Annotated in this window: 20 protein-coding genes, 1 tRNA gene and 1 pseudogene; 8 read left to right on the forward strand and 14 right to left on the reverse strand. The window is 70.0% G+C overall.

Annotation, left to right across the window (positions count from 1 at the left end):
• Positions 1-45: 45 nt before the first annotated feature.
• On the forward strand, positions 46-927 hold the full coding sequence (locus ACO0E0_RS05200) for a DeoR/GlpR family DNA-binding transcription regulator (RefSeq protein WP_422870332.1): 882 nt from the start codon (positions 46-48) through the stop codon (positions 925-927).
• Positions 924-1,856, forward strand: coding sequence for an aldose 1-epimerase family protein (locus ACO0E0_RS05205; protein ID WP_422870333.1), 933 nt, complete (start codon positions 924-926; stop codon positions 1,854-1,856). Before ACO0E0_RS05200 ends, ACO0E0_RS05205 begins: the two co-directional genes overlap by 4 nt.
• A 114-nt stretch (positions 1,857-1,970) precedes the next feature.
• On the opposite strand, the gene ACO0E0_RS05210 is transcribed toward ACO0E0_RS05205, so the two are convergent.
• From ACO0E0_RS05210 to ACO0E0_RS05235, 6 genes and pseudogenes are all read right to left on the reverse strand, one after another.
• Entirely contained in the window at positions 1,971-2,327 is a 357-nt protein-coding gene (locus ACO0E0_RS05210; protein WP_422870334.1) for a hypothetical protein, read from the reverse strand.
• A gap of 525 nt (positions 2,328-2,852) precedes the next feature.
• Positions 2,853-2,981, reverse strand: a pseudogene (locus ACO0E0_RS05215) (cold-shock protein); the annotation flags it as partial.
• Between the two features lie 70 nt (positions 2,982-3,051).
• A complete protein-coding gene (locus ACO0E0_RS05220) occupies positions 3,052-3,795 on the reverse strand; it encodes an MgtC/SapB family protein (RefSeq protein WP_422870335.1) in 744 nt (247 codons plus the stop codon).
• A gap of 199 nt (positions 3,796-3,994) precedes the next feature.
• The gene (locus ACO0E0_RS05225; RefSeq protein WP_055950585.1) at positions 3,995-4,198 is read right to left on the reverse strand and encodes a cold-shock protein; all 204 of its coding nucleotides are present in this window, start codon (positions 4,196-4,198) and stop codon (positions 3,995-3,997) included.
• A 189-nt stretch (positions 4,199-4,387) separates the two neighbouring features.
• A tRNA-Lys gene (locus ACO0E0_RS05230) sits at positions 4,388-4,460 on the reverse strand.
• A gap of 93 nt (positions 4,461-4,553) precedes the next feature.
• A complete protein-coding gene (locus ACO0E0_RS05235; RefSeq protein WP_422870336.1) occupies positions 4,554-4,715 on the reverse strand; it encodes a hypothetical protein in 162 nt (53 codons plus the stop codon).
• A gap of 129 nt (positions 4,716-4,844) precedes the next feature.
• On the opposite strand from ACO0E0_RS05235, the gene ACO0E0_RS05240 reads away from it, so the two are divergent.
• The 3 genes from ACO0E0_RS05240 (at position 4,845) to ACO0E0_RS05250 (ending at position 7,623) form a co-directional block, all read left to right on the forward strand.
• Positions 4,845-5,474: a DNA-directed RNA polymerase subunit beta gene (locus tag ACO0E0_RS05240; protein WP_422870337.1), complete on the forward strand. Its 630-nt coding sequence runs from the start codon at positions 4,845-4,847 to the stop codon at positions 5,472-5,474.
• 719 nt (positions 5,475-6,193) lie between these two features.
• On the forward strand, positions 6,194-6,790 hold the full coding sequence (locus tag ACO0E0_RS05245; RefSeq protein WP_422870338.1) for a sigma-70 family RNA polymerase sigma factor: 597 nt from the start codon (positions 6,194-6,196) through the stop codon (positions 6,788-6,790).
• On the forward strand, positions 6,787-7,623 hold the full coding sequence (locus ACO0E0_RS05250) for an anti-sigma factor (RefSeq protein WP_422870339.1): 837 nt from the start codon (positions 6,787-6,789) through the stop codon (positions 7,621-7,623). The genes ACO0E0_RS05245 and ACO0E0_RS05250 overlap by 4 nt, the downstream gene beginning before the upstream one ends.
• Positions 7,624-7,892: 269 nt before the next feature.
• On the opposite strand, the gene pstB is transcribed toward ACO0E0_RS05250, so the two are convergent.
• The 8 genes from pstB to ACO0E0_RS05290 all read right to left on the reverse strand — a co-directional run bounded on the left by pstB (position 7,893) and on the right by ACO0E0_RS05290 (position 17,027).
• On the reverse strand, positions 7,893-8,672 hold the full coding sequence (pstB, locus tag ACO0E0_RS05255; RefSeq protein ID WP_422870340.1) for a phosphate ABC transporter ATP-binding protein PstB: 780 nt from the start codon (positions 8,670-8,672) through the stop codon (positions 7,893-7,895).
• Positions 8,673-8,710: 38 nt separating this feature from the next.
• Complete coding sequence (gene pstA / locus ACO0E0_RS05260; protein ID WP_422870341.1) at positions 8,711-9,796, reverse strand: phosphate ABC transporter permease PstA; 1,086 nt, start codon at positions 9,794-9,796, stop codon at positions 8,711-8,713.
• A gap of 14 nt (positions 9,797-9,810) precedes the next feature.
• Positions 9,811-10,773 carry a phosphate ABC transporter permease subunit PstC gene (gene pstC / locus ACO0E0_RS05265; protein WP_422870342.1) on the reverse strand — a complete coding sequence of 321 codons (963 nt, stop codon included), beginning with the start codon at positions 10,771-10,773 and terminating at the stop codon, positions 9,811-9,813.
• A gap of 171 nt (positions 10,774-10,944) precedes the next feature.
• Positions 10,945-12,057 carry a phosphate ABC transporter substrate-binding protein PstS gene (locus ACO0E0_RS05270; RefSeq protein ID WP_422870343.1) on the reverse strand — a complete coding sequence of 371 codons (1,113 nt, stop codon included), beginning with the start codon at positions 12,055-12,057 and terminating at the stop codon, positions 10,945-10,947.
• Positions 12,058-12,274: 217 nt separating this feature from the next.
• On the reverse strand, positions 12,275-13,219 hold the full coding sequence (locus ACO0E0_RS05275) for an NUDIX hydrolase (protein ID WP_422870344.1): 945 nt from the start codon (positions 13,217-13,219) through the stop codon (positions 12,275-12,277).
• A complete protein-coding gene (locus ACO0E0_RS05280; RefSeq protein ID WP_422870345.1) occupies positions 13,216-15,381 on the reverse strand; it encodes an RNA degradosome polyphosphate kinase in 2,166 nt (721 codons plus the stop codon). Before ACO0E0_RS05280 ends, ACO0E0_RS05275 begins: the two co-directional genes overlap by 4 nt.
• Before the next feature lie 109 nt (positions 15,382-15,490).
• The gene (gene mshD, locus ACO0E0_RS05285; RefSeq protein ID WP_422870346.1) at positions 15,491-16,348 is read right to left on the reverse strand and encodes a mycothiol synthase; all 858 of its coding nucleotides are present in this window, start codon (positions 16,346-16,348) and stop codon (positions 15,491-15,493) included.
• Positions 16,341-17,027 carry a response regulator transcription factor gene (locus ACO0E0_RS05290; RefSeq protein WP_422870347.1) on the reverse strand — a complete coding sequence of 229 codons (687 nt, stop codon included), beginning with the start codon at positions 17,025-17,027 and terminating at the stop codon, positions 16,341-16,343. Before ACO0E0_RS05290 ends, mshD begins: the two co-directional genes overlap by 8 nt.
• 104 nt (positions 17,028-17,131) lie before the next feature.
• Between ACO0E0_RS05290 and ACO0E0_RS05295 the strand changes: the two genes are divergently transcribed.
• From ACO0E0_RS05295 to ygfZ, 3 genes are all read left to right on the forward strand, one after another.
• Positions 17,132-17,407 carry a hypothetical protein gene (locus ACO0E0_RS05295; RefSeq protein ID WP_422870348.1) on the forward strand — a complete coding sequence of 92 codons (276 nt, stop codon included), beginning with the start codon at positions 17,132-17,134 and terminating at the stop codon, positions 17,405-17,407.
• A gap of 224 nt (positions 17,408-17,631) precedes the next feature.
• Positions 17,632-18,231 carry a heme-binding beta-barrel domain-containing protein gene (locus tag ACO0E0_RS05300; RefSeq protein WP_422870349.1) on the forward strand — a complete coding sequence of 200 codons (600 nt, stop codon included), beginning with the start codon at positions 17,632-17,634 and terminating at the stop codon, positions 18,229-18,231.
• Positions 18,232-19,341 (forward strand): CAF17-like 4Fe-4S cluster assembly/insertion protein YgfZ, encoded by a 1,110-nt coding sequence (ygfZ, locus tag ACO0E0_RS05305; RefSeq protein ID WP_422870350.1) that lies wholly within the window; start codon positions 18,232-18,234, stop codon positions 19,339-19,341.
• The last annotated feature ends 69 nt before the right edge of the window (positions 19,342-19,410 follow it).

Raw genomic sequence — 19,410 nt, forward strand, 5'->3', positions numbered from 1 at the left:
CACGAAGGATTGCGAAAGCGAACGGAAGCAGACGAAACTGGAGCGATGTCCTCCACCCCCGATTCCGACGCCCTGTCGTTCCTGCGGGGCGGTGTCCTGCCCGCGCCCCTCCGGCAGGACCGCATCGTGTCGATCCTCGACGCCGCCCCGGGACTCGTCCGGACCACGGCGCTCGCGGCCGCCCTCGGCACGAGCGAGGTCACGGTCCGCGGCGACCTCGCCGCGCTCGACCACGCCGGTCGGATCCGCCGCGTGCACGGCGGTGCGGTACGGATCGGGACCGTCCTCCGTGAGGAACGACCGTTCGAGGAGACCGCCGTCGAGCAGGCTGAGGCCAAGGCGGCGATCGGTCGTGCGACGGCGGCGCTCGTCCGGTCGGGCGAGTGCGTCGTGCTCGACGTCGGCACCACCACCGCTGCGGTCGCCTCGGCGCTCGTCGCCCGGGACGACCTCGCGGACGTGACGGTCGTGACGAACTCGTTGACGAACGCGCTCCTCCTGGAACGTGCCGTCCCGCGGTTCACGGTCGTCGTCACCGGCGGCACACTCCGACCGTTGCAGCACTCGCTCGTCGCGCCGTTCGTCGGCACGGTGCTGCCCATGATCGCGGCGGACATCGCGGTCATCGGCTGCTCCGGCGTCTCCGTCGAGCACGGCGTCACGAACGTCAACCTGCCGGAGGCCGAGGTGAAGCGGCTCCTCGCCGCCTCCGCTCGGCGTACCGTGGTGGTCGCCGACGGGGCGAAGCTCGGTCGGTCCCACATCGGTGTCGTCGGCGCACTCGACACCGTGGACGTCCTCGTGACGGCCGCTGCCGACGCCGCAGACCTCCTGCCGCTCCGTGCGACCGGCCTCCGGGTCGTCGTCGCCGACGATGCGGGGCACGGCACCGACGGCACAGACCAACGAACGGAGCAGCACGGATGAGCGCATCACCCACGGGCGGGCAGTACCACCTCCGGCACGCCGGAGCAGACGGGGTCGTCGAGGCCGTCATCACGCAGGTCGCCGCCGGCATCCGACAGCTCAGCGTCAACGGGTTCGCCCTGACCGAGTCGTTCAGCGCCGACGAGATGCCGGCGGGCGCGTGCGGCATCGTGCTCGTGCCCTGGCCGAACCGGGTCGCGGGTGGCCTGTGGCACCACGACGGCGCTCCCCAGCAGCTCGACATCTCCGAGCCGAAGTACGGCAACGCGACACACGGGCTGCTCCGGTACGCCCCCTACCACGTCGTGTCGCAGACCGAGTCGGCCCTCGTGCAGGAGGCGACCGTGTACCCGCAGCACGGATGGCCGTTCCTGCTCGAGACGCGAGTGCACCATGAGCTCACCGACGACGGGATCCGCGTCACGCACGAGATCGTGAACCGGTCCGACGTCCGTGCGCCCTTCGCCGTCGGGAACCACCCGTACCTGCGCGCCGGTGACGCTGCGGTCGAGGAGCTCTCCGTCCGGCTCGAGGCCGCAACGTCGTTCACCACCGACGAGAAGAAGATCCCGAACGGCTCGCAACCGGTCGAGGGAACCCCGTTCGACCTGCGGGCCGGGCGCATCGTGGGTGAGAGCGATCTTGACACCGCCTACACGGACATCACTCCCGACGCCGCGGGGATCCGGCGCACCACCGTGCACGCCCCGGACGGCGACGGCGTCGAGCTCTGGCAGGACGAGTCGTTCCCGTACGCGCAGGTGTTCACGTCACGCGTGTTCCCGCGCGGTGACGGCCTCGGGCTCGCACTCGCCGTCGAGCCCATGACGGCGCCGGCGGACGCACTGAACTCGGGCGAGGGGCTCCGTTGGCTGGAGCCGGACGAGTCCTGGACCGGCAGCTGGGGGATCCGGCGCATCGGGTCCTGAGCCGGGGCCGGGGGGACGCTCGACGTCCACGGACGTCCGACGGCCACGGACGTCCGACGGTCGGGGACGCTCGACCCATCACGGACGTCCCTCCGGTCGGAGAGGTCCCACCGATCAGGCGCGGCGCATGCGAAGTGCCTCGACCGCGAGGGACTCGCTCGGGTAACTCCCGATCTCCTCGGCCCAGGCCGGGTCGTCGCCCCGGAGCGCGATGAAGGTCTTGCGCAGTCGACGGACGTAGCCGAGGACTTTGGTCGGCGTGTGCACCTCCGCGAAGTCCGGACGGATCTGGCGGGTCGCGACCCGAGCGTTCCGGCGGAGCTCGTCGAGCAGCATGTCGTCGGTCATCGTCGCGACCCGCGCGCCGAGCCCGTGTGGCGCGACCCCGCTCGACACCGCGGTGGCGATGTCAATCATCCGGAGCGCGTCGCTGGTGGAGCTGGCTGCAGGTGCGGCGAGAGGTTCGGTCACGGTGTACCCCGATCATGGTGTCGTGCGGTGGAGCTGGAGGACCCGAGGAGCGGATCCGAGAACGACACTATCGAGCAGAACCCGGCGAACATCTGAACAGGAGCCTGGGCTGTGGACAAGATCTGCAGTGATTCCGCTGTGGAAGGTGCGTACCCCGAATCGGCCGGACGGGAGCCGCCGACGTGTCAGTCGAGCTCGTCGTCGTCGACGGGGGTGACCTCCGACACACGGTCGAGCGCTCCGACCCGGGCGAGCAGCGTTCGAGCCCGGTGCACCCGCGTGCCGTGCGGGAGCGTGCGCACCGTGCGGGAGCATGATGCGACATCACTCCCGAAAAGCGACGTCGCTGAGCCTGGGGAATGTCGCTCGATGCAGGATCATGGAGCGCCCAAGCCCCGACGCGCGGTAGACCATCGCGGCGGCCGAGATGGACCCTTTCCGTCCCGTTGGGACGACGAAGCGCGGGCCCCGTGGGGACCCGCGCTCCGGAACGGGATCCTCGAGGGCCCGATGTGTATCTGGAGATCAGACGATGCGGATGTTCTCCGCCGGGAGCCCCTTCGGGCTGGTCGCGACGTCCAACTCGACGCGCTGGTTCTCCTCGAGCGAGCGGTAGCCGTCCGCCTGGATGGCGGAGTAGTGAGCGAGGAGATCTCCGCTTCTGCGGTGATTCCGCTGTGGAGGGTGCGTACCCCGAATCGGCCGGACGGGAGCCGTCGACGTGTCAGTCGAGCTCGTCGTCGTCGACGGGTGCGACCTCCGTCACACCGTCCAGGGCTCCGACCCGGGCGAGCAGCGCAGGGACGGTCTCACCGCCGTTCATGCTGACGAGGACGGTCGCGAGCCGCACACCGTCGGCGGGTGCCGACTCATCAGGGCGGAGCTCGTCCGCCGTCCGGACACGGGAGACGCGCCAGCCGCCCGAGGTCAGCGAGTCGAGGATCGACCGGAGGTGCCCGCCACCGTCGCGGTAGGTGATCCGCATCTGCACTGCTGAGTCGTGACCGCCGGGCAGCCGACGGGTGACGGCGGTGTAGCCGTAGGTGATCAGGAAGTGCAGTGCCGTCACGACGAGCGCGAGGAGCCAGAGTCCGGCACCGGCGGCCATGCCGATCGCGGCGGTCTCCCAGACCGCTGCGGCGGTCGTCAACCCGCGGACGGCACCCTGGCGGGTGAGGATGAGCCCGGCGCCGAGGAAGCCCACACCGGACACGATCTGCGCCGCGACCCGGGACGGGTCGAACGAGACACCGTCTCGGATGACGTCGAAGAACCCGTACTTGCTGACGATGAGCATGAGCGCAGCGGTCGTCCCCACGATCGCCTGGGTGCGGAGCCCTGCACTCTTGCCACGGATCTGACGTTCCAGCCCGATGAGCGAGGAGAGCGCGAACGCGAGCAGGAGTTCGCCGATCTGGACCGGGCCCTGACCCTCGAGGACATCGAGGTGGGCAGCGGCGACGAGCATCGGCTCAGGCTACTCGGAACGGAACCTTCTGTGGGAGGTCCGTCCCGGCGGGACGACGAAGCGCGGGCCCTGTGGGGACCCGCGCTCCGGAACGGAACCCTCCGTGGGAGTTCCGTCCCGGTGGGACGACGAAGCGCGGGCCCTGTGGGGACCCGCGCTCCGGAACGGAACCCTCGAGGGCCCGATGTGTATCTGAAGATCAGACGATGCGGATGTTCTCCGCCTGGAGCCCCTTCGGGCTGGTCGCGACGTCGAACTCGACGCGCTGGTTCTCCTCGAGCGAGCGGTAGCCGCCCGTCTGGATGGCGGAGTAGTGAGCGAAGAGATCTCCGCTGCCGTCGTCGGCCGCGATGAAGCCGAAGCCCTTCTCAGCGTTGAACCACTTGACGATGCCTGTTGCCATGACTGCGTTGTTTCCTTGATGTGATGTGTTGCGGTACGCGTCTGTTCTGCGCATCGACTGGTCTGGGACACGCTACGGCATCGGGCGTCGGAATGCGCCATACATCCGCAAATTGGTGGCCGAGTTCGTCGGACGTTCGCCGCGCGGACAGCGCGCTGACCCCCGTCGACCCCGGCGGCACCTGGAGTGTGGGCCCCGTGGGGCTCGAACCCACGACCCTCGGATTAAAAGTCCGGTGCTCTACCAACTGAGCTAGAGGCCCTCGACCCGAGGATATCGTGCCGCGTGACGCGCCTCGGTACGACGAACGCTCGCCGCCCCGAGGGCCGACGAGCGTCCGGATCCGGGTCCGGGGTCAGCTGCGGCGGCCGGTGAGCGTCCGCAGGAGCCAAGCGATCACTGCGATCACGAGCAGGACGATGCCCACCCAGAGCAGGAACTTGACGCTGGCGACGAACCCGCCGACGAACAGCAGGATGACGGCGATCACGGCCAGGACGATCAGCAATGCGTTCATGAGGTTCTCCTTGTTCGCTCTCCGGGGGTCCACGAGCTCGTGGCGAGTTTCGGACCGGGAGCTTCTCCTGCAGAGCGACCGTACCCGGCGCCGCGACCGCTGTCCGGGGTGCGGCTTACACTGACCGGGATGCCTCGCGACCACCACCGCCCCGTGCAGTTCACCGACGCCGAGTTCGAGTCGCTGGAGGGCGGCACCGACCCCGCACTGATCAACCGTGTCGCGCACGAGACCGCCACGGCCCTCGTGCACCGCGTCCGCACCGACCCCGATCCCGCCGTCGTCGACCGACTCGTCACCTACACGGACACCCACGGCATCGACGCGCTCGCAGAGCTCTGGGCGACGGTCGGCCCGCACACACTGCCCGGGGCGCTCTGGCGTGTGTACCTCGTCCGGACGCTCATCCGACAGAACCCGGAGGAGACCGCGTACTTCTTCGAACGCGGCACGATCGCGGTGTCCACCATCGACCAGGCCGTGGCCGGGGCGGAACAACCCACCGGCCCCGCGGAGATCGTCGCGCTCGCCGACCAGATCCTCCGCGGGCTCTACACGGGGGACTTCGCGGTCGCGCTCGACCGGGGCGCCGCGTTCTGTCGGCTCGCCGCCGCAGGTGCCACGAGTGTCGCGGACGACTCCGACGCCACGGCGGATGAACGTGCGACCGAGCTGACGCGGCGGGCGCTCCGACTCACGGAGCTGGCGCAGGACCTCGGTTCAGCGGCCGCACTCTGGCGCCGGGACAGCCTCGACTGACCTCGTCCAACGTGTCCGACGCACGCTCGTGTCGCGAGGACACATCGATCGCCGCGTGCTTGTGGGAGACACCGCTGCCCGTGCACGGCCGGACCGCAGACGTGTCCACCGAGAGAGAACACGGCGCGGACTCGGAGTCGGACCTCTGTAGAGTCGTCAGAGCCGGGCCGCAGTAACCCCGGGCTCCAAATTCAGCCGCTTCGAGCGGTCTCGCGCCGAGAGGCGTTCCTGCGGTCCGGTTCCTCTTCGTTGCGATCCGGCGTGGTCCGAGCCGCGCTCTGCTCTCGGGATCACCTCCGGCCATGTCCGCCCGGGGCGCCCTCGCCGGCCGAGCGCCCCCACCCGGCCACTTCCCCGACCACCGGCCGGGCGCGTCCCCAGCCCCGCGCCTCCAGGCCGTCAGCAGATGCCCGCCCGTGAGCAGGCGGACGCTCGACGGCGGCCGGAGAGCCGCCGGACAGCCGCCGGAGTGCGCCGGTGAAGTCCCCCAAACCGATCAGCACACCGCCCCGAATGCTCTGTGTGACGGCGGGACGGCCGTGCACACCGGATGCAAGACCCCCCGTGCGACCCGGGCCCTCGGGCCAATTCCCTGCGGGCCGCACGGGGTCCGGTGGCACGAACGCTCCTCCCTGATCGGCCGATCCGAACCACGTCTCGGTCTTCGCACGATTCCACAGCACTGCTGGCGGAAGGCACGGGGAGGAGGAAAACCTGCAATGCTGACACTCGTGACTCGTGATACCGAAGGCTATGAGGCGACTTCGCCCGTGGTGTCGGCCGACGAGCTCCTCACCAAGGTCGCCGGCGGCGACCAGCAGGCCTTCAGTGCGCTGTACGACCAGCTCTCCGGACGGGTCCTCGGACTCATCACCCGGCTGCTGAAGGACCACGCCCAGTCCGAAGAGGTCACGCAGGAGGTGTTCCTCGAGGTCTGGCAGAACGCCACCCGCTTCGACACCACCCGCGGATCCGCTCCGAGCTGGATCCTCACCATGGCCCACCGCCGCGCGGTCGACCGGATCCGTGCCGCTCAGGCGTCGCGCGACCGAGACACAAAGGTCGGCATCCGCGACTTCGAGACGGACTTCGACTCCGTCACCGAATCGGTCGAGATCCGCATCGAACACGAACGTGTCAGCCGCGCTCTCGCCCGCCTGACGGAGTTCCAGCGGCAGGCCGTGACCATGGCGTACTACGGCGGCTACTCGCACAGCGAGATGGCCAGCCTCCTCGGTGTCCCGATCGGCACCGTCAAGACCCGTCTCCGTGACGGGATGATCAGACTTCGCGACGAGATGGGGGTGACGTCATGACCAGCCGACCCGACGACCTGGGCCTCATGACGGGTTCCTACGCGCTCGACGCCGTGACGGACGAAGAGCGTCAGGCCATCGAGGCCGCTCTCGCCACCTCGGACGAGATGCGCGCAGAGGCGGACTCGCTCCGTCAGACAGCACTGCTCCTGGCCTACGCGGCCGAGACGATCGAACCGCCGGCGGACCTCAAGGCCTCGCTGATGGCGAAGATCGCCACGACCCCGCAGCGGCCGGCACAGACGGCACGACACAGTGACACGGCGACGGAGACCCCGTCCGTCCCGAAGCCGGTCGAGCACATCGCCCCGGTGGCGGACGTCGCTGTCTCGACCTCCGGCACGGCCTCGTCCACCGCACGCGCCCGGTGGTTCCAGCGCCCCGGGCGGGTCATCCTGTCGGCCGCGGCTGCCGTGGCGATCATCACCGGTGGCACGCTCGGCGTGAACGCGCTCGTGCAGCCGACGACGCCCGGTACCTCGACGCAGGCGTCCGCGATCGGCAAGATCACCGCGGCGTCGGACTTCGAGCGCTCGACGACCCCGGTGTCGACGGGTGGGACGGCGACCGTGGTGTGGTCGAACAAGCTCGGGAAGTCGGCGGTCATCCTGAAGGGTGTGCAGGCTGCTCCGGCCGGCAAGACGTACGAGCTCTGGTACATCGGGTCGACGATCACCCCGGCCGGGCTCGTCGACCACGTCGACGGGACGACCTCGGCGGTGCTCGAGGGCACGAAGCGGACCGGCGACACCGTCGGCATCACGATCGAGCCCGCTGGCGGCTCGAAGCAGCCGACGACGGAACCGATCGCGGCGGTCTCGACCCAGGCGTAGGACGAACGCTCGACCCAGGCGGAGGACGAACGCTCGACCCCGGCGGAGGACGAGCGCTCGACCCAGGCGGAGGACGAGCGCTCGACCCAGGCGGAGGACGAACGAAGGGCCCCTCTCCGGAGGGGCCCTTCGTCGTGCACGGCGGGGGACTGTCGGGACATGCGCGTATCGGCAGACCGCGGACGCACCGGCCCCACGGACTGGAGGTGCGGCGCCGGCCGGCACCGCACCTCCAGTCCGTCACACGGTCGCGACCGCGCCCCGGGGGATCAACCGAACCGGCCGCTGACGTAGTCCTCGGTCGCCTGCACGGTCGGGTTCGAGAAGATGGTCGCGGTGTCACCGAACTCGATGAGGTTCCCCGGCTGCCCGGTCCCGGCGATGTTGAAGAACGCCGTCTTGTCCGACACCCGCGACGCCTGCTGCATGTTGTGCGTCACGATGACGATCGTGTAGTCCTTCTTCAGCTCCTCGATGAGGTCCTCGATCGCCAGCGTCGAGATCGGATCGAGCGCCGAGCACGGCTCGTCCATGAGCAGGACGTCGGGCTGCACGGCGATGGCGCGGGCGATGCAGAGCCGCTGCTGCTGACCACCGGAGAGCCCCATCCCCGGCTTGTCGAGGCGGTCCTTGACCTCGTTCCAGAGGTTGGCGCCCTGGAGCGAGCGCTCGGTGATGTCGTCGGCCTCGGAGCGGCTGATCCGCTTGTTGTTGAGCTTGACGCCGGCGAGCACGTTGTCCTTGATCGACATCGTCGGGAACGGGTTCGCACGCTGGAACACCATGCCGACCTGGCGCCGGACGAGGACCGGGTCGACGCCCGGGGCGTAGAGGTCGTCGCCGTCGATCTTGACCTCGCCCTCGACCCATGCGCCCGGGATCACCTCGTGCATGCGGTTGAGGGTGCGGAGGAACGTCGACTTGCCACAGCCGGACGGGCCGATGAACGCCGTCACGGTGCGGGGCTCGATCGTCATGGAGACGTTCTCGACCGCCTTGAACTTGGAGTAGTAGACGTTGAGGCCGTCGACCTCGATGCGCTTGGACACGCGGGGATCCTAACTTCGGGGTGAGTGGGGACGCTGTGTCAGCGGCCGAGCTTGGGGGCGAACACGCGCGCGATCAGTCGCGCCAGCAGGTTCAGGGCCATCACGATCAGGATCAGCACGAGCGCGGCGGTCCATGCCCGGTCCACGAACGGCACCGGGTTGGCGCCCTGCTGCGAGTACTGCGTGTAGGCGAACACCGGGAGCGTCATGATCGGGTTCTTGACGACGTCGTAGTTCATGCTCGTCGTGAACCCGGCGGTCACGAGGAGCGGTGCCGTCTCGCCGATGACACGGGCGATCGCGAGCATGACGCCCGTCGTGATCCCGGCGAGGCTCGTGGGGAGCACGATCTTCACGATGGTGAGCCACTTCGGGACGCCGAGGGCGTACGACGCTTCGCGGAGATCCATCGGGACGATCTTGAGGACCTCCTCGGTGGCGCGCACGACGATCGGGATCATCAGCACGGCGAGGGCGATCGACGCGACGAGACCGTTCCGGGTGCCCGGCCCGATGAGCAGCGAGAAGAGCGAGTAGGCGAAGAGCCCGGCGACGATGGACGGGATGCCCGTCATCACGTCGACGAAGAACGTGATCGAGCGGGCGAGCCAGCCCCGGCCGTACTCGACGAGGTAGACGCTCGTCAGGAGCCCGACCGGCACGCTGATGAGCGTCGCGAGGAGCGTGATCTCGACGGTGCCGACGATCGCGTGCAGTGCGCCGCCGCCGTCGGTGATCACGTTGCGCATCGAGTACGAGAAGAACTGGCCGTCGAGCCGGGCGAGGCCGTTGGCGATGACCGTCCAGAGCAGCGAGATGAGCGGCAGGACGGCGAGGATGAACGCGGTCGCGACGAGCGAGGTGACGAGCCGGTCGATCGCCTTGCGCCCGCCCTCGACGATGCGCGAGATGACGACGATGAGCACGTCGAACAGCACCGTGCCGAGGAACACCACGGCGACGATGTTGAAGTTCTTCACGGAGCCGCCGGCGTTCAGCAGCAGGAACACGAGCCCGAAGAGGACCCAGCTCGCGAGGAGCAGCAGCCACGGGAACGGCTTCGGGAGCTTGCCGGACGCGTAGACGTTGCCGGCGCCGGCGTTCGGACGGAGAGCGAGTGACATCGGGTGCCTTCCCGTCAGCCCACGCGCTTGCGCACGATGAAGCGGGCGAAGATGTTGATGGCGAGCGTGATCACGAAGAGGATCAGCCCGGACGCGATGAGCGCGTTGAGGCGGACCCCGGACGCCTCCGCGAACTGGAGTGCGATGTTCGCGGCGATCGTCGACGGGTTCAGCGAGGTGAGGACCCGGAACGAGATGTTCGTCGAGACCGACAGGACGATCGCGACCGCGAGGGTCTCGCCGAGGGCGCGGCCGAGCCCGAGCATGATCGCGGACACCATGCCGGAGCGGGCGAACGGGAACACCGACAGTCGGATCATCTCCCAGCGCGTCGCACCGAGGGCCAGTGCGGCCTCCTCGTTGAGCCGCGGTGCCTGCAGGAAGATCTCCCGCATCACGGCGGTCATGATCGGGATCGTCATCACCGCGAGGACGATGGCCGCGGTGAGGATCGTGCGCCCGGTCCCGGACACCTGTCCGGAGAAGAGCGGGAACCAGCCGAAGTACTCGTTGAGGAACGCGTAGAAGGGCGTCACGAAGCGGGCCAGGACGACGACGCCCCAGAGTCCGAACACGACGCTCGGGACGGCCGCGAGCAGGTCGATGACGTACCCGAGGACGGCAGCCATCCGCCGCGGCGCGTAGTGCGAGATGAAGAGGGCGATGCCGATCGCGACCGGCGTCGCCATGATGAGCGCGAGGATCGCCGCCCAGACGGTGCCGAAGACGAGCGGGCCGACGTAGTCCCAGAACCCGGTGGCGTCGTTCGGCAGGTCGCCGGCCCTGGCCGAGAACGCCGGGATGCTCTGCCAGATCAGGAACGCAGCGACGAGTGCGAGGACGACGAGGATCAGTCCGCCGGCGAGGACCGTGGCGGTGGAGAACACCCGGTCGCCGATCCGGACGGGCGCCTTGAGCCGTGCGGGTGTCACGGCCGGGACCTCGGGGGCCTGCGGTGCAGGAGCTTCGGTCGTCATGTCCTTCGGGACTCCTCGTCGGGTGGGGACGCCGGGTGCGGACGTCGGATGCGGCGGGTACCGCGCGGTTCGGCCGGGAGGGACGGTGCGGGCTGGCACCGCCCCTCCCGACCGAACGGGGTCCGGCCCAGGTGCCCGGCCGGGGATGGCCGGGCACCTGGGCCGCGGGTGTTACTTGATGGTGGCGATGGCCTTGGTGACCTTGGCGGACAGCTCGTCGGTCAGCGCGGCGGACTTCGCCTGCGTCGCGGCGGCGCTCTGGCCCTCCGAGCTCGCGGCGTAGGTCAGGTACGCCTTGACGAGGTCGGCCTTGGCGCTGTCCTGGTAGGTCTGGCACGCGATCGCGTAGGAGACCAGCACGAGCGGCCATGCGCCCTTGGCGGTGTCCTTGCGGTTGATCGAGATCGCGAGGTCGTTGTCCGCACGACCGGTGGCGACGTCGGAGTCGGCGACGACCTGGGCCGCACCCTTCGCGCTGATGGTGGTGGCGGTGTCGCCGACCATCAGCTTGGCCTTCGAGAGGCTGCCCGCGCCGGAGTCGTCGATGTAGGTGATCGAGTTGCTGGCGCTCGCCATGGCGCTCGCGACGCCGGAGGTGAGCTGCGCACCGTCACCGACCTGGTACGGGAAGGTCTGGCTCGACGGGGCGGTCCAGACGCTCGGCGCGTTCTGCGCGAGGTAGTCGGTGAAGTTCTGCGTGGTGCCGGAGTCGTCCGAGCGGTGCACGACGGTGATGTTCGCCGAGGGCAGGTCGACACCGGAGTTGAGCTTGGCGATGGCCGAGTCGTTCCACTTGGTGATCGTGCCCTTGAAGATGCCGGCGATCGTGTCGGCGTCGAGGGTGAGGCTCTTGACGCCGTCGACCTTGTAGGCGATGGCGATCGGGGAGATGTAGACGGGGAGGTCGATGCCCTTGGTGCCGGCCTTGCACGCCTTGAAGTCGCTCGCGAGCTCGGTGTCCTTCAGCGCTGCGTCCGAGCCGGCGAAGTCCGCGGCACCGGAGATGAAGCTCGAGCGGCCCGCGCCGGAGCCCTGCGGGTTGTAGTTCACCGTGACGCCGGAGGCCTTCTGCTGGAAGCCGGAGATCCAGGTCGTCTCCGCGGTGCCCTGAGCGCTCGATCCGACACCGTTCAGGGTGCCGGAGAGGCTCGAGTAGTCCGTGCCCGACGACGCAGAGGCGGACGAGCTCGTCGCCGGGGCGTCCTCGTTCGCTGCGCAGGAGGAGAGGACGATCGCGCCGGCGATCGCGATCGCCGCGACCGAGCCGATTCGCTTGATGTTCACAGGGGTCCCTTCGGGGGGTGTCTCGTGCAGGGGACCGGCGGTGCTGCTGCGGTGCCGGTTTCGGGCGGCGCTGTGTGCCGACCTGCGAGCGACAGTAAGCACGCGAGATGGCCTGTTCGGCGCTCCCGGGTGAACAGGAGGTGAACGGCAGACGAACCAGGCCCCGACCTGCTTCGGTCGGGGCCTGAACGGGAGTAACTACTGGGGGAGGTGTGCGCTACTCGTGGACGCCCGACGAGTGGGTCTCCACCGCGACCAGCTGCTCGCCGGCGATGTGCAGCACGGCGAAGTCCCCGGTGGCGAGCATCGCGGCGCGGCGCAGTCCGAAGCGCCCCGGGTCGTCGGTGGTGTCCGAGGCGATCCGCGCGATGATGTCGGGCAGTACCGGTCCATGTGAGCACAGCACGGCGGTCCGGCCCTTCGCCAGACGTTTGCGGACGACGGCCTTGACGTCGCTCCGCCCGTGCTCGTGGGCGTCCTGGCTGATGTCCGCCGTGCTCGACACCCCCACCTTGGTGGTCGTGGACAGCGGTTCCACGGTCGCGAGGCAGCGCGCGGCGGTGCTGCTCACGATCTTCCGCGGTCCGTAGGCCGCGATCGACGGTGCGACGCGCTTGGCCTGCGCGCGGCCGACCGGCAGGAGCGGACGGGTGGCGTCGGGGCCGTTCCAGTCCGACCCGGGGACGGTCTTGGCATGCCGGAGCGCGATGAGCGCGAACGTGTCGTGCCGTCCCGCGGACACCCGTTCGGCGAACTGTTCGAGCAGTTCGACGTCGCGGGCGTAGGTGAGCATCCGGGCGGCGTCGGCCACGGGCACCCACTCGATCGCGGCGACCTCGGTGTTCGGGGTGAAGTCGCCAGCGCGGTCGAGCTCCTTGCCGGTCACCTCGGCGACCCAGTAGTGCACGATCTTGTCGCGACCGCTCGGCAGGACGTACTCCGCCGTGCCGATCGGGGCCCCGAGGTGGACACGGTAGCCGGTCTCCTCGTCGATCTCGCGCACGGCCGTCTGCAGCACGGACTCGCCGGGATCCACCTTGCCCTTCGGGAACGAGACGTCCTTGTCCCGCCCGCGGTGGATGAGCAACACCTCCACGACACCGCGTCGGGTACGCCAGCAGATCGCGCCGGCTGCGACGACCGGACCCTGCGGCGAGCTCACCGGGGCGTGCGCTTCCGTGCGGAGATCTGGCGCATCAGGCTGTTCTGCATGTCCTCGAGCGGTTCGTCGTCGTCGCCCACGGAGTGCCGTGTCCACTCGCCGTCCGACTCCAGGTGCCACGAACTCGTGGTCTCCGCCATCGCGAGGTCGAACAGGCCGTCGAGTTCCAGGAGGTGCGCCGGGGACGTCAGACGGACCAGGGCCTCCACCCGACGGTCGAGGTTCCGGTGCATCATGTCGGCGCTGCCGATGAACACCTGCGGGTCGCCGTCGTTGTGGAACGAGAAGATCCGGGAGTGCTCGAGGTAGCGGCCGACGATCGACCGGACGCGGATGGTCTCGCTGTAGCCCTCCATCGCGGGCTTCAGCGCGCAGATGCCGCGGACCCAGATGTCGATCGGGACGCCGGCCTGGCTCGCGAGGTAGAGCGCGTCGATGACCTGCTCGTCGACCATCGAGTTGACTTTGATCCGGATGCCGGACGGCTTGCCGGCGAGGGCGTTGTCGGTCTCGACCTGGATCCGCTTGAGCAGGCCCTTCCGGAGGTGCAGCGGAGCGACGAGGAGCCGCTTGAACTTCTTCTCGATGGCGTACCCGGACAGCTCGTTGAACAGGCGGGTGACGTCCTTGCCGACCTGGTCGTCCGCGGTGAACAGGCCCATGTCCTCGTAGATGCGGCTCGTCTTCGGGTTGTAGTTGCCCGTCCCGATGTGCGTGTAGTGCCTGAGGCCGTTGCCTTCCTGCCGGATGACGAGCGCGATCTTGCAGTGGGTCTTCAGGCCGACGAGGCCGTAAACGACGTGCACGCCGGCCTTCTCGAGCTTCCGGGCCCAGGTGATGTTGTTCTGCTCGTCGAACCGGGCCTTGATCTCGACGAGGGCGAGGACCTGCTTGCCGGCCTCCGCGGCGTCGATGAGGGCCTCGACGATGGGGCTGTCCCCGGACGTCCGGTAGAGCGTCTGCTTGATCGCGAGCACGTTCGGGTCCGCGGCGGCCTGTTCGAGGAACGCCTGGACGCTCGTGGCGAAGGACTCGTACGGGTGGTGCACGAGGACGTCGTCCCGCGCGATCGCCCGGAACAGGTCGGGCTTGAGGTTCGGCTCGTTCGGGCGGAGCTGCACCGCGGTCGTCGGGACGTGCTTCGGGTAGTGGAGCTCGGGCCGGTTGATCTTGGCGATCTCGAACAGCCCGACGAGGTCGAGTGGGGACGGGAGCCGGTAGACCTCCTGTTCCGTGACGTCGAGCTCGCTCGTCAGGAGTTCGAGGGTCACCGGGTCCATGTCCTCGGTGATCTCGAGGCGGATCGGCGGCCCGAAGCGCCGGCGGAGGAGTTCGCGCTCGAGCGCCTGCAGCAGGTTCTCGGCCTCGTCCTCCTCGATCTCGACGTCCTCGTTGCGGGTCACGCGGAACACGTGGTGCTCGAGGACCTCCATGCCCGGGAACAGGTCGCCGAGGTGGTTCGCGATGAGGTCTTCGAGCGGGATGAACCGGAGCCGCCCGGAGTCGTCGTCCGGGAGCTGCACGAAGCGTGGGAAGTTCTGCGGCACCTTGAGTCGGGCGAACTCCTGCCGGCCGCTCTTGGGGTTCCGCACCCGGACGGCGAGGTTCAGCGACAGTCCGGAGATGTACGGGAACGGGTGCGCCGGGTCGACCGCGAGCGGCATGAGCACGGGGAAGATCTGCGCGGCGAAGACCTCGCGCATCCGGATGCGGTCCGCCTCGACCAGGTCGGACCAGTGCTCCACGTGGATGCCCGCGGCGTCGAGGTCGGGCTTCAGCGAGTCACGGAACGCGAGGGCGTGGCGGTCCTGCAGCTCGTGCGCCTTGTTCGCGATCTCGGCGAGGATGTCGAGCGGCGCGCGGCCCACGTTCGTCGGGACGGCGATGCCGGTGTCGATGCGGCGCTTGAGCCCGGCGATCCGGACCATGAAGAACTCGTCGAGGTTCGACGCGAAGATCGCCAGGAAGTTCGCTCGCTCGAGCAGGGGGACGCTGCGGTCCTCGCCGAGCTCGAGCACGCGCTGGTTGAACCGCAACCAGCTGAGCTCGCGGTCGAAGTACCGGTCCGTCGGCAGCGACTCGTGCTCGACCGCGACGATCTCGTCGAAGTCGTCCAGGTCGGGGGCGACGGATTCCCCGTCGAGCTGCGGTTCGGCATCCATGGCCCCATCCTGCCATCGCACCGGAACCAACGGTGGACGGGACGTGGACGCTGTGGACATCCACGATGAACGGCTCGGCAGTGCCGGGGAGCGGCCGTGCCGTCGCGGTTCAGGGTGCGGCGTACTGGACGTCGACCGCGTGGTCGACGAACCCGGTGCGCCGGTACAGCGCGAGCGCCGCGGTGTTGTCGCCCTCGACGTAGAGCGCCGCGGCCTCGAGCCCCCGGCCCGCGAGCCGTGCGAACCCGGCGCGCATGAGGACCCCGCCGACCCCCTGGCCCTGCCGCGACGGGTGCACCGCGACGGCGTAGAACTCGCCGATCGTGCCTCGTGGCGGGGGTTCCACCTTGAGCCAGCACGACCCGACGACGGACCCGGACCCGTCCGCGAGCAGCAGCACGTCGGCCGGGTCGAACCACTGCTCGGACTCGCGCTCGCGGAGGTCGTCGAGGGACATCCGGCCCTGCTCGGGGTGGTGCGCGAACGCGATCGCGTTCAGCGCGAGCCACGCCGCCTCCGTCGTCGTCGCCGCGCCGGCGCCGGTCACGAACGGGACGAAGGTCGAGTCGGCCGGGAGGCGCGCCTCCGGTGCGTCCTCGGGGATCGGTGCCCGGAGCTGCAGCAGCCTCCTCGTGGCCGACCAGCCGACGGCCTCCGCGAGGGCGCGGGCAGCCGGGGCGTCGCCGTGCGCCCAGGCGCGCGTCGGGGCGGGGCCGGACATGCCGTCGGACGCGAGCACCCGCCGGACGAGCGCGGTCCCGATGCCGCGGCCGCGGGCCTCCAGACCGACGACCAGTTCGAGCTCGCCGTCGTGGACCACCGCGACCCCGGCGTCGTCCGGTGCCACCACGGCCACCGCGCGTCCGGCGCGGAGGTCGACCAGGGTCTGGTCGGAGAACGGTGGTGCCTCGCCGGCGGCGGCGCTCGCCGTGACCAACCGGGTGACGACGTCCGGCAGGTCAGGCACGCTCCGGTGCCGTCCGGTCCTCGTCGTCGTAGACGTTGAAGCGGTACCCGACGTTCCGCACCGTGCCGATGAGTGACTCGAGGTCGCCGAGCTTCGCCCGCAGGCGACGGACGTGGACGTCGACGGTGCGCGTGCCCCCGAAGTAATCGTAGCCCCAGACCTCGCTGAGGAGCTGCTCGCGCGTGAACACGCGGGACGGGTGGGTCGCGAAGAAGCGCAGGAGCTCGAACTCCTTGAAGGTCAGGTCGAGCGGCCGACCGCGGACCTTGGCGGAGTAGCTGGCCTCGTCGATGACGACACCGGACGCCTGGATCTTCGTCCCGGACTGCGCGTGCGGGGTCCGGCCCGCGACGAGCCGGATGCGGGCGTCGACCTCGGCGGGGCCGGCGGACTCGAGCGCGACGTCGTCGATGTTCCACTCGCTGTTCACCGCGGTCAGGCCGCCCTCGGTCACGACGAGGACCACTGGGGTGGTCGACCCGGTCGTCGACAGGATCTTGCAGAGCGCCTTCGCACTCGCCAGGTCCGTCCGGGCGTCCACGAAGATGAGGTCGGACGACGGGGCGTTGACCAGCTGCGCGGGCTCGGCGGGGACGTGTCGGACCCGGTGGCTCAGCAGACCGAGGGCAGGGAGGACGTCTCCGGGCGCGGCCGAGGTGAGAACCAGGAGCTGGGCCACGGAACCTCCAGACGGGTCGGCGTTCCGTCCATCCTACCGATGCCCGTCCCGCGCTCGGTCGTGGTGGTGGATGGCGCTCGGTCGTGGTGGTGGATGATGGGGGGATGAGCGAGCCGAGGACGCAGCGGAGCCTGAGACTGTCGTCCGTGCTGCCGGTCTGGCTGCTGGCCGTGGTCGGCGCCGTGCTCGTGACCGTCCTGGCGGACCAGAGCCCGTTCGCCTGGCTGCTGCTCGTCTTCGTGGCCTGCGTGCTCGTGAGCTTCGCGCTGCAGCTCGCCACCCAGACCAAGGACGGGCTCGTCGAGCGGATCAGTGTCGCGTCGAGCGGGGCCTTCGTCGTGGTGCTCGTCACGACCGTCGTCCTGCTCGTCGTCCGCTGAGCGTCCGAGCGCTCCCCACCGGGCGTCCGAGCGCTCCCCGCCGGGCGTCCGCGCGCTGCCTGCCACCGTCGGGCGTCCCGCGTAGACTCGTCGCATGGATTCGCTGCTGCCGCTCGAGCTCTTCTACGTGGGGCTGCTCGGCCTCGCGTCGCTCGCCATCGCCTTCATCTCGGTCGTCGTGATCGTCAAGCTGTTCAAGGGCCAGCGTTGATCGGGGTCCTGCGATGATCGACATCCCCACGGACCTCCCGGCGGAACTCGTGCCGCTCTCCTGGCTCATCGGGATCTGGGAAGGCACCGGCGTCGTCCACTACCCCGTCGGGGACGACGACGTCCGCGACCACGAGTTCGGCCAGCGCGTGAGCTTCAGCCACGACGGCCTGCCGTACCTGAACTACTCCTCGACGACCTGGCTGCTCGACGACGAGCACACGCCCCTCGCCGCGGAGATGGGCTACTGGCGACTCGAACGACCGTCCGAGCCCGGCGACCCCGGACCCGCGATGCTGATGGGAGAGGGAGCGGCGCCGTTCACCACGGCCCGCGCGGTCGAGATGCTCCGCAACAACGACGACGGCTTCGACATCGAGGCCTCGGTCATCCACCCGACCGGCGTCGACGAGCTCTACGTCGGGCGGATCAAGGGTCCCCGCGTCGACCTCGCGACCGACGCCGTGATGCGGTCCTCCCGCGCCAAGGAGTACTCGGCGGCGACCCGGATGTACGGTCTCGTCGACGGCAAGCTGTTCTGGGCGTGGGACATCGCCGCCCTCGGGCAGGAACTCACCTCGCACGCGTCCGGCCAGCTCGCCAAGGTCGAGTAGATGACCACCCCGTTCGCGACGCGCGACGGATTCGTCCCGGATCCGTCCGGCACGGCCGCGAGCCACTACGGCAACCCGATCGGCGAGCAGCGGCTCCTCGAGCGCGGTCGGGCAGTGGTGGACCTCGGCGCGAACGGGATCGTCACCGTCACCGGTCCGGACCGGCTCTCCTGGCTCAACTCCATGACGTCGCAGCTCCTCGTGGGTCTCGCGCCCGGGGTGTCGACGGAGACACTCGTGCTCGATGCCGCGGGCCGGGTGGAGCACGCCGCGCGGGTCGTCGACGACGGCGTGACGACATGGCTGCTCACCGACCCGGGCGACGCCGCTCCGCTCGCGGCCTGGCTCTCCTCGATGCGGTTCATGCTCCGCGTCGAGGTCGCCGACCGGTCGGCCGACCTCCGGGCGGTCGGCGCGTTCTCCGACGGTCCGGTCGGGTCCGTGGTGCCCGACGCCGACGTCGTGGTCACGTGGGTCGACCCGTGGTCGGAGGTCGCCGCCGGCGGCTGGAGCTACGCCGACGCCCCGGACCACCCCGGCCGGTCGTGGACCTACCGGGAGACGGTGCTGACGGCCGCCGCCGCCGACGCCCTGGCCGCATCTGACGTCCCGGTCGCCGGGACGCTGGCGCTCGAGGCGCTCCGCATCGCAGCGTGGCGTCCGCGCCTCGGCGACGTCGACGAGCGCACGATCCCGCACGAGCTCGACTGGCTCCGGTCCGCCGTGCACCTCTCGAAGGGGTGCTACCGCGGGCAGGAGACCGTCGCGAAGGTCCACAACCTCGGCCACCCGCCCCGACGCCTCGTGCTGCTCCACCTCGACGGCTCTGACGGCGTCCTGCCCGCGGTCGGTGCACTCGTGCACGGCCCGGCGCGGGGCGGGTCCGCCGAACCGACGGAGGTCGGGCGGATCACCGCCGTCGGGAACCACCACGAGCTCGGCCCGGTCGCACTCGCGGTCGTCAAGCGGTCGCTCGACCCGACGGCGGTGCTGACGACCTCGGCCGACGACGTCACCGTGACGGCGGCGCAGCAGACGATCGTGCCGACCGACGCGGGCGCGACGGCGGACGTCCCGCGGATGCCGCGTCTCGGCGCGGTCCGTCGCTGAACGCGCGGCACGCGATGCCGGACCCGACGGCCCCCGGGTCGCGACGGGCGTCGTGACCCGGCCGCGGGC

The organism is Curtobacterium phyllosphaerae, assembly GCF_049341865.1.
Classification (GTDB): domain Bacteria; phylum Actinomycetota; class Actinomycetes; order Actinomycetales; family Microbacteriaceae; genus Curtobacterium; species Curtobacterium phyllosphaerae.

Coding starts and splice junctions, on each gene's coding strand:
- ACO0E0_RS05200 (WP_422870332.1), top strand. CDS start 46: ATGTCCTCCACCCCCGATTCCGACGCCCTGTCGTTCCTGCGGGGCGGT.
- ACO0E0_RS05205 (WP_422870333.1), top strand. CDS start 924: ATGAGCGCATCACCCACGGGCGGGCAGTACCACCTCCGGCACGCCGGA.
- ACO0E0_RS05220 (WP_422870335.1), bottom strand. CDS start 3,795: ATGCTCGTCGCCGCTGCCCACCTCGATGTCCTCGAGGGTCAGGGCCCG.
- ACO0E0_RS05225 (WP_055950585.1), bottom strand. CDS start 4,198: ATGGCAACAGGCATCGTCAAGTGGTTCAACGCTGAGAAGGGCTTCGGC.
- ACO0E0_RS05235 (WP_422870336.1), bottom strand. CDS start 4,715: ATGAACGCATTGCTGATCGTCCTGGCCGTGATCGCCGTCATCCTGCTG.
- ACO0E0_RS05240 (WP_422870337.1), top strand. CDS start 4,845: ATGCCTCGCGACCACCACCGCCCCGTGCAGTTCACCGACGCCGAGTTC.
- ACO0E0_RS05245 (WP_422870338.1), top strand. CDS start 6,194: ATGCTGACACTCGTGACTCGTGATACCGAAGGCTATGAGGCGACTTCG.
- ACO0E0_RS05250 (WP_422870339.1), top strand. CDS start 6,787: ATGACCAGCCGACCCGACGACCTGGGCCTCATGACGGGTTCCTACGCG.
- pstA (WP_422870341.1), bottom strand. CDS start 9,796: ATGTCACTCGCTCTCCGTCCGAACGCCGGCGCCGGCAACGTCTACGCG.
- pstC (WP_422870342.1), bottom strand. CDS start 10,773: ATGACGACCGAAGCTCCTGCACCGCAGGCCCCCGAGGTCCCGGCCGTG.
- ACO0E0_RS05280 (WP_422870345.1), bottom strand. CDS start 15,381: ATGGATGCCGAACCGCAGCTCGACGGGGAATCCGTCGCCCCCGACCTG.
- ACO0E0_RS05295 (WP_422870348.1), top strand. CDS start 17,132: ATGAGCGAGCCGAGGACGCAGCGGAGCCTGAGACTGTCGTCCGTGCTG.
- ACO0E0_RS05300 (WP_422870349.1), top strand. CDS start 17,632: ATGATCGACATCCCCACGGACCTCCCGGCGGAACTCGTGCCGCTCTCC.
- ygfZ (WP_422870350.1), top strand. CDS start 18,232: ATGACCACCCCGTTCGCGACGCGCGACGGATTCGTCCCGGATCCGTCC.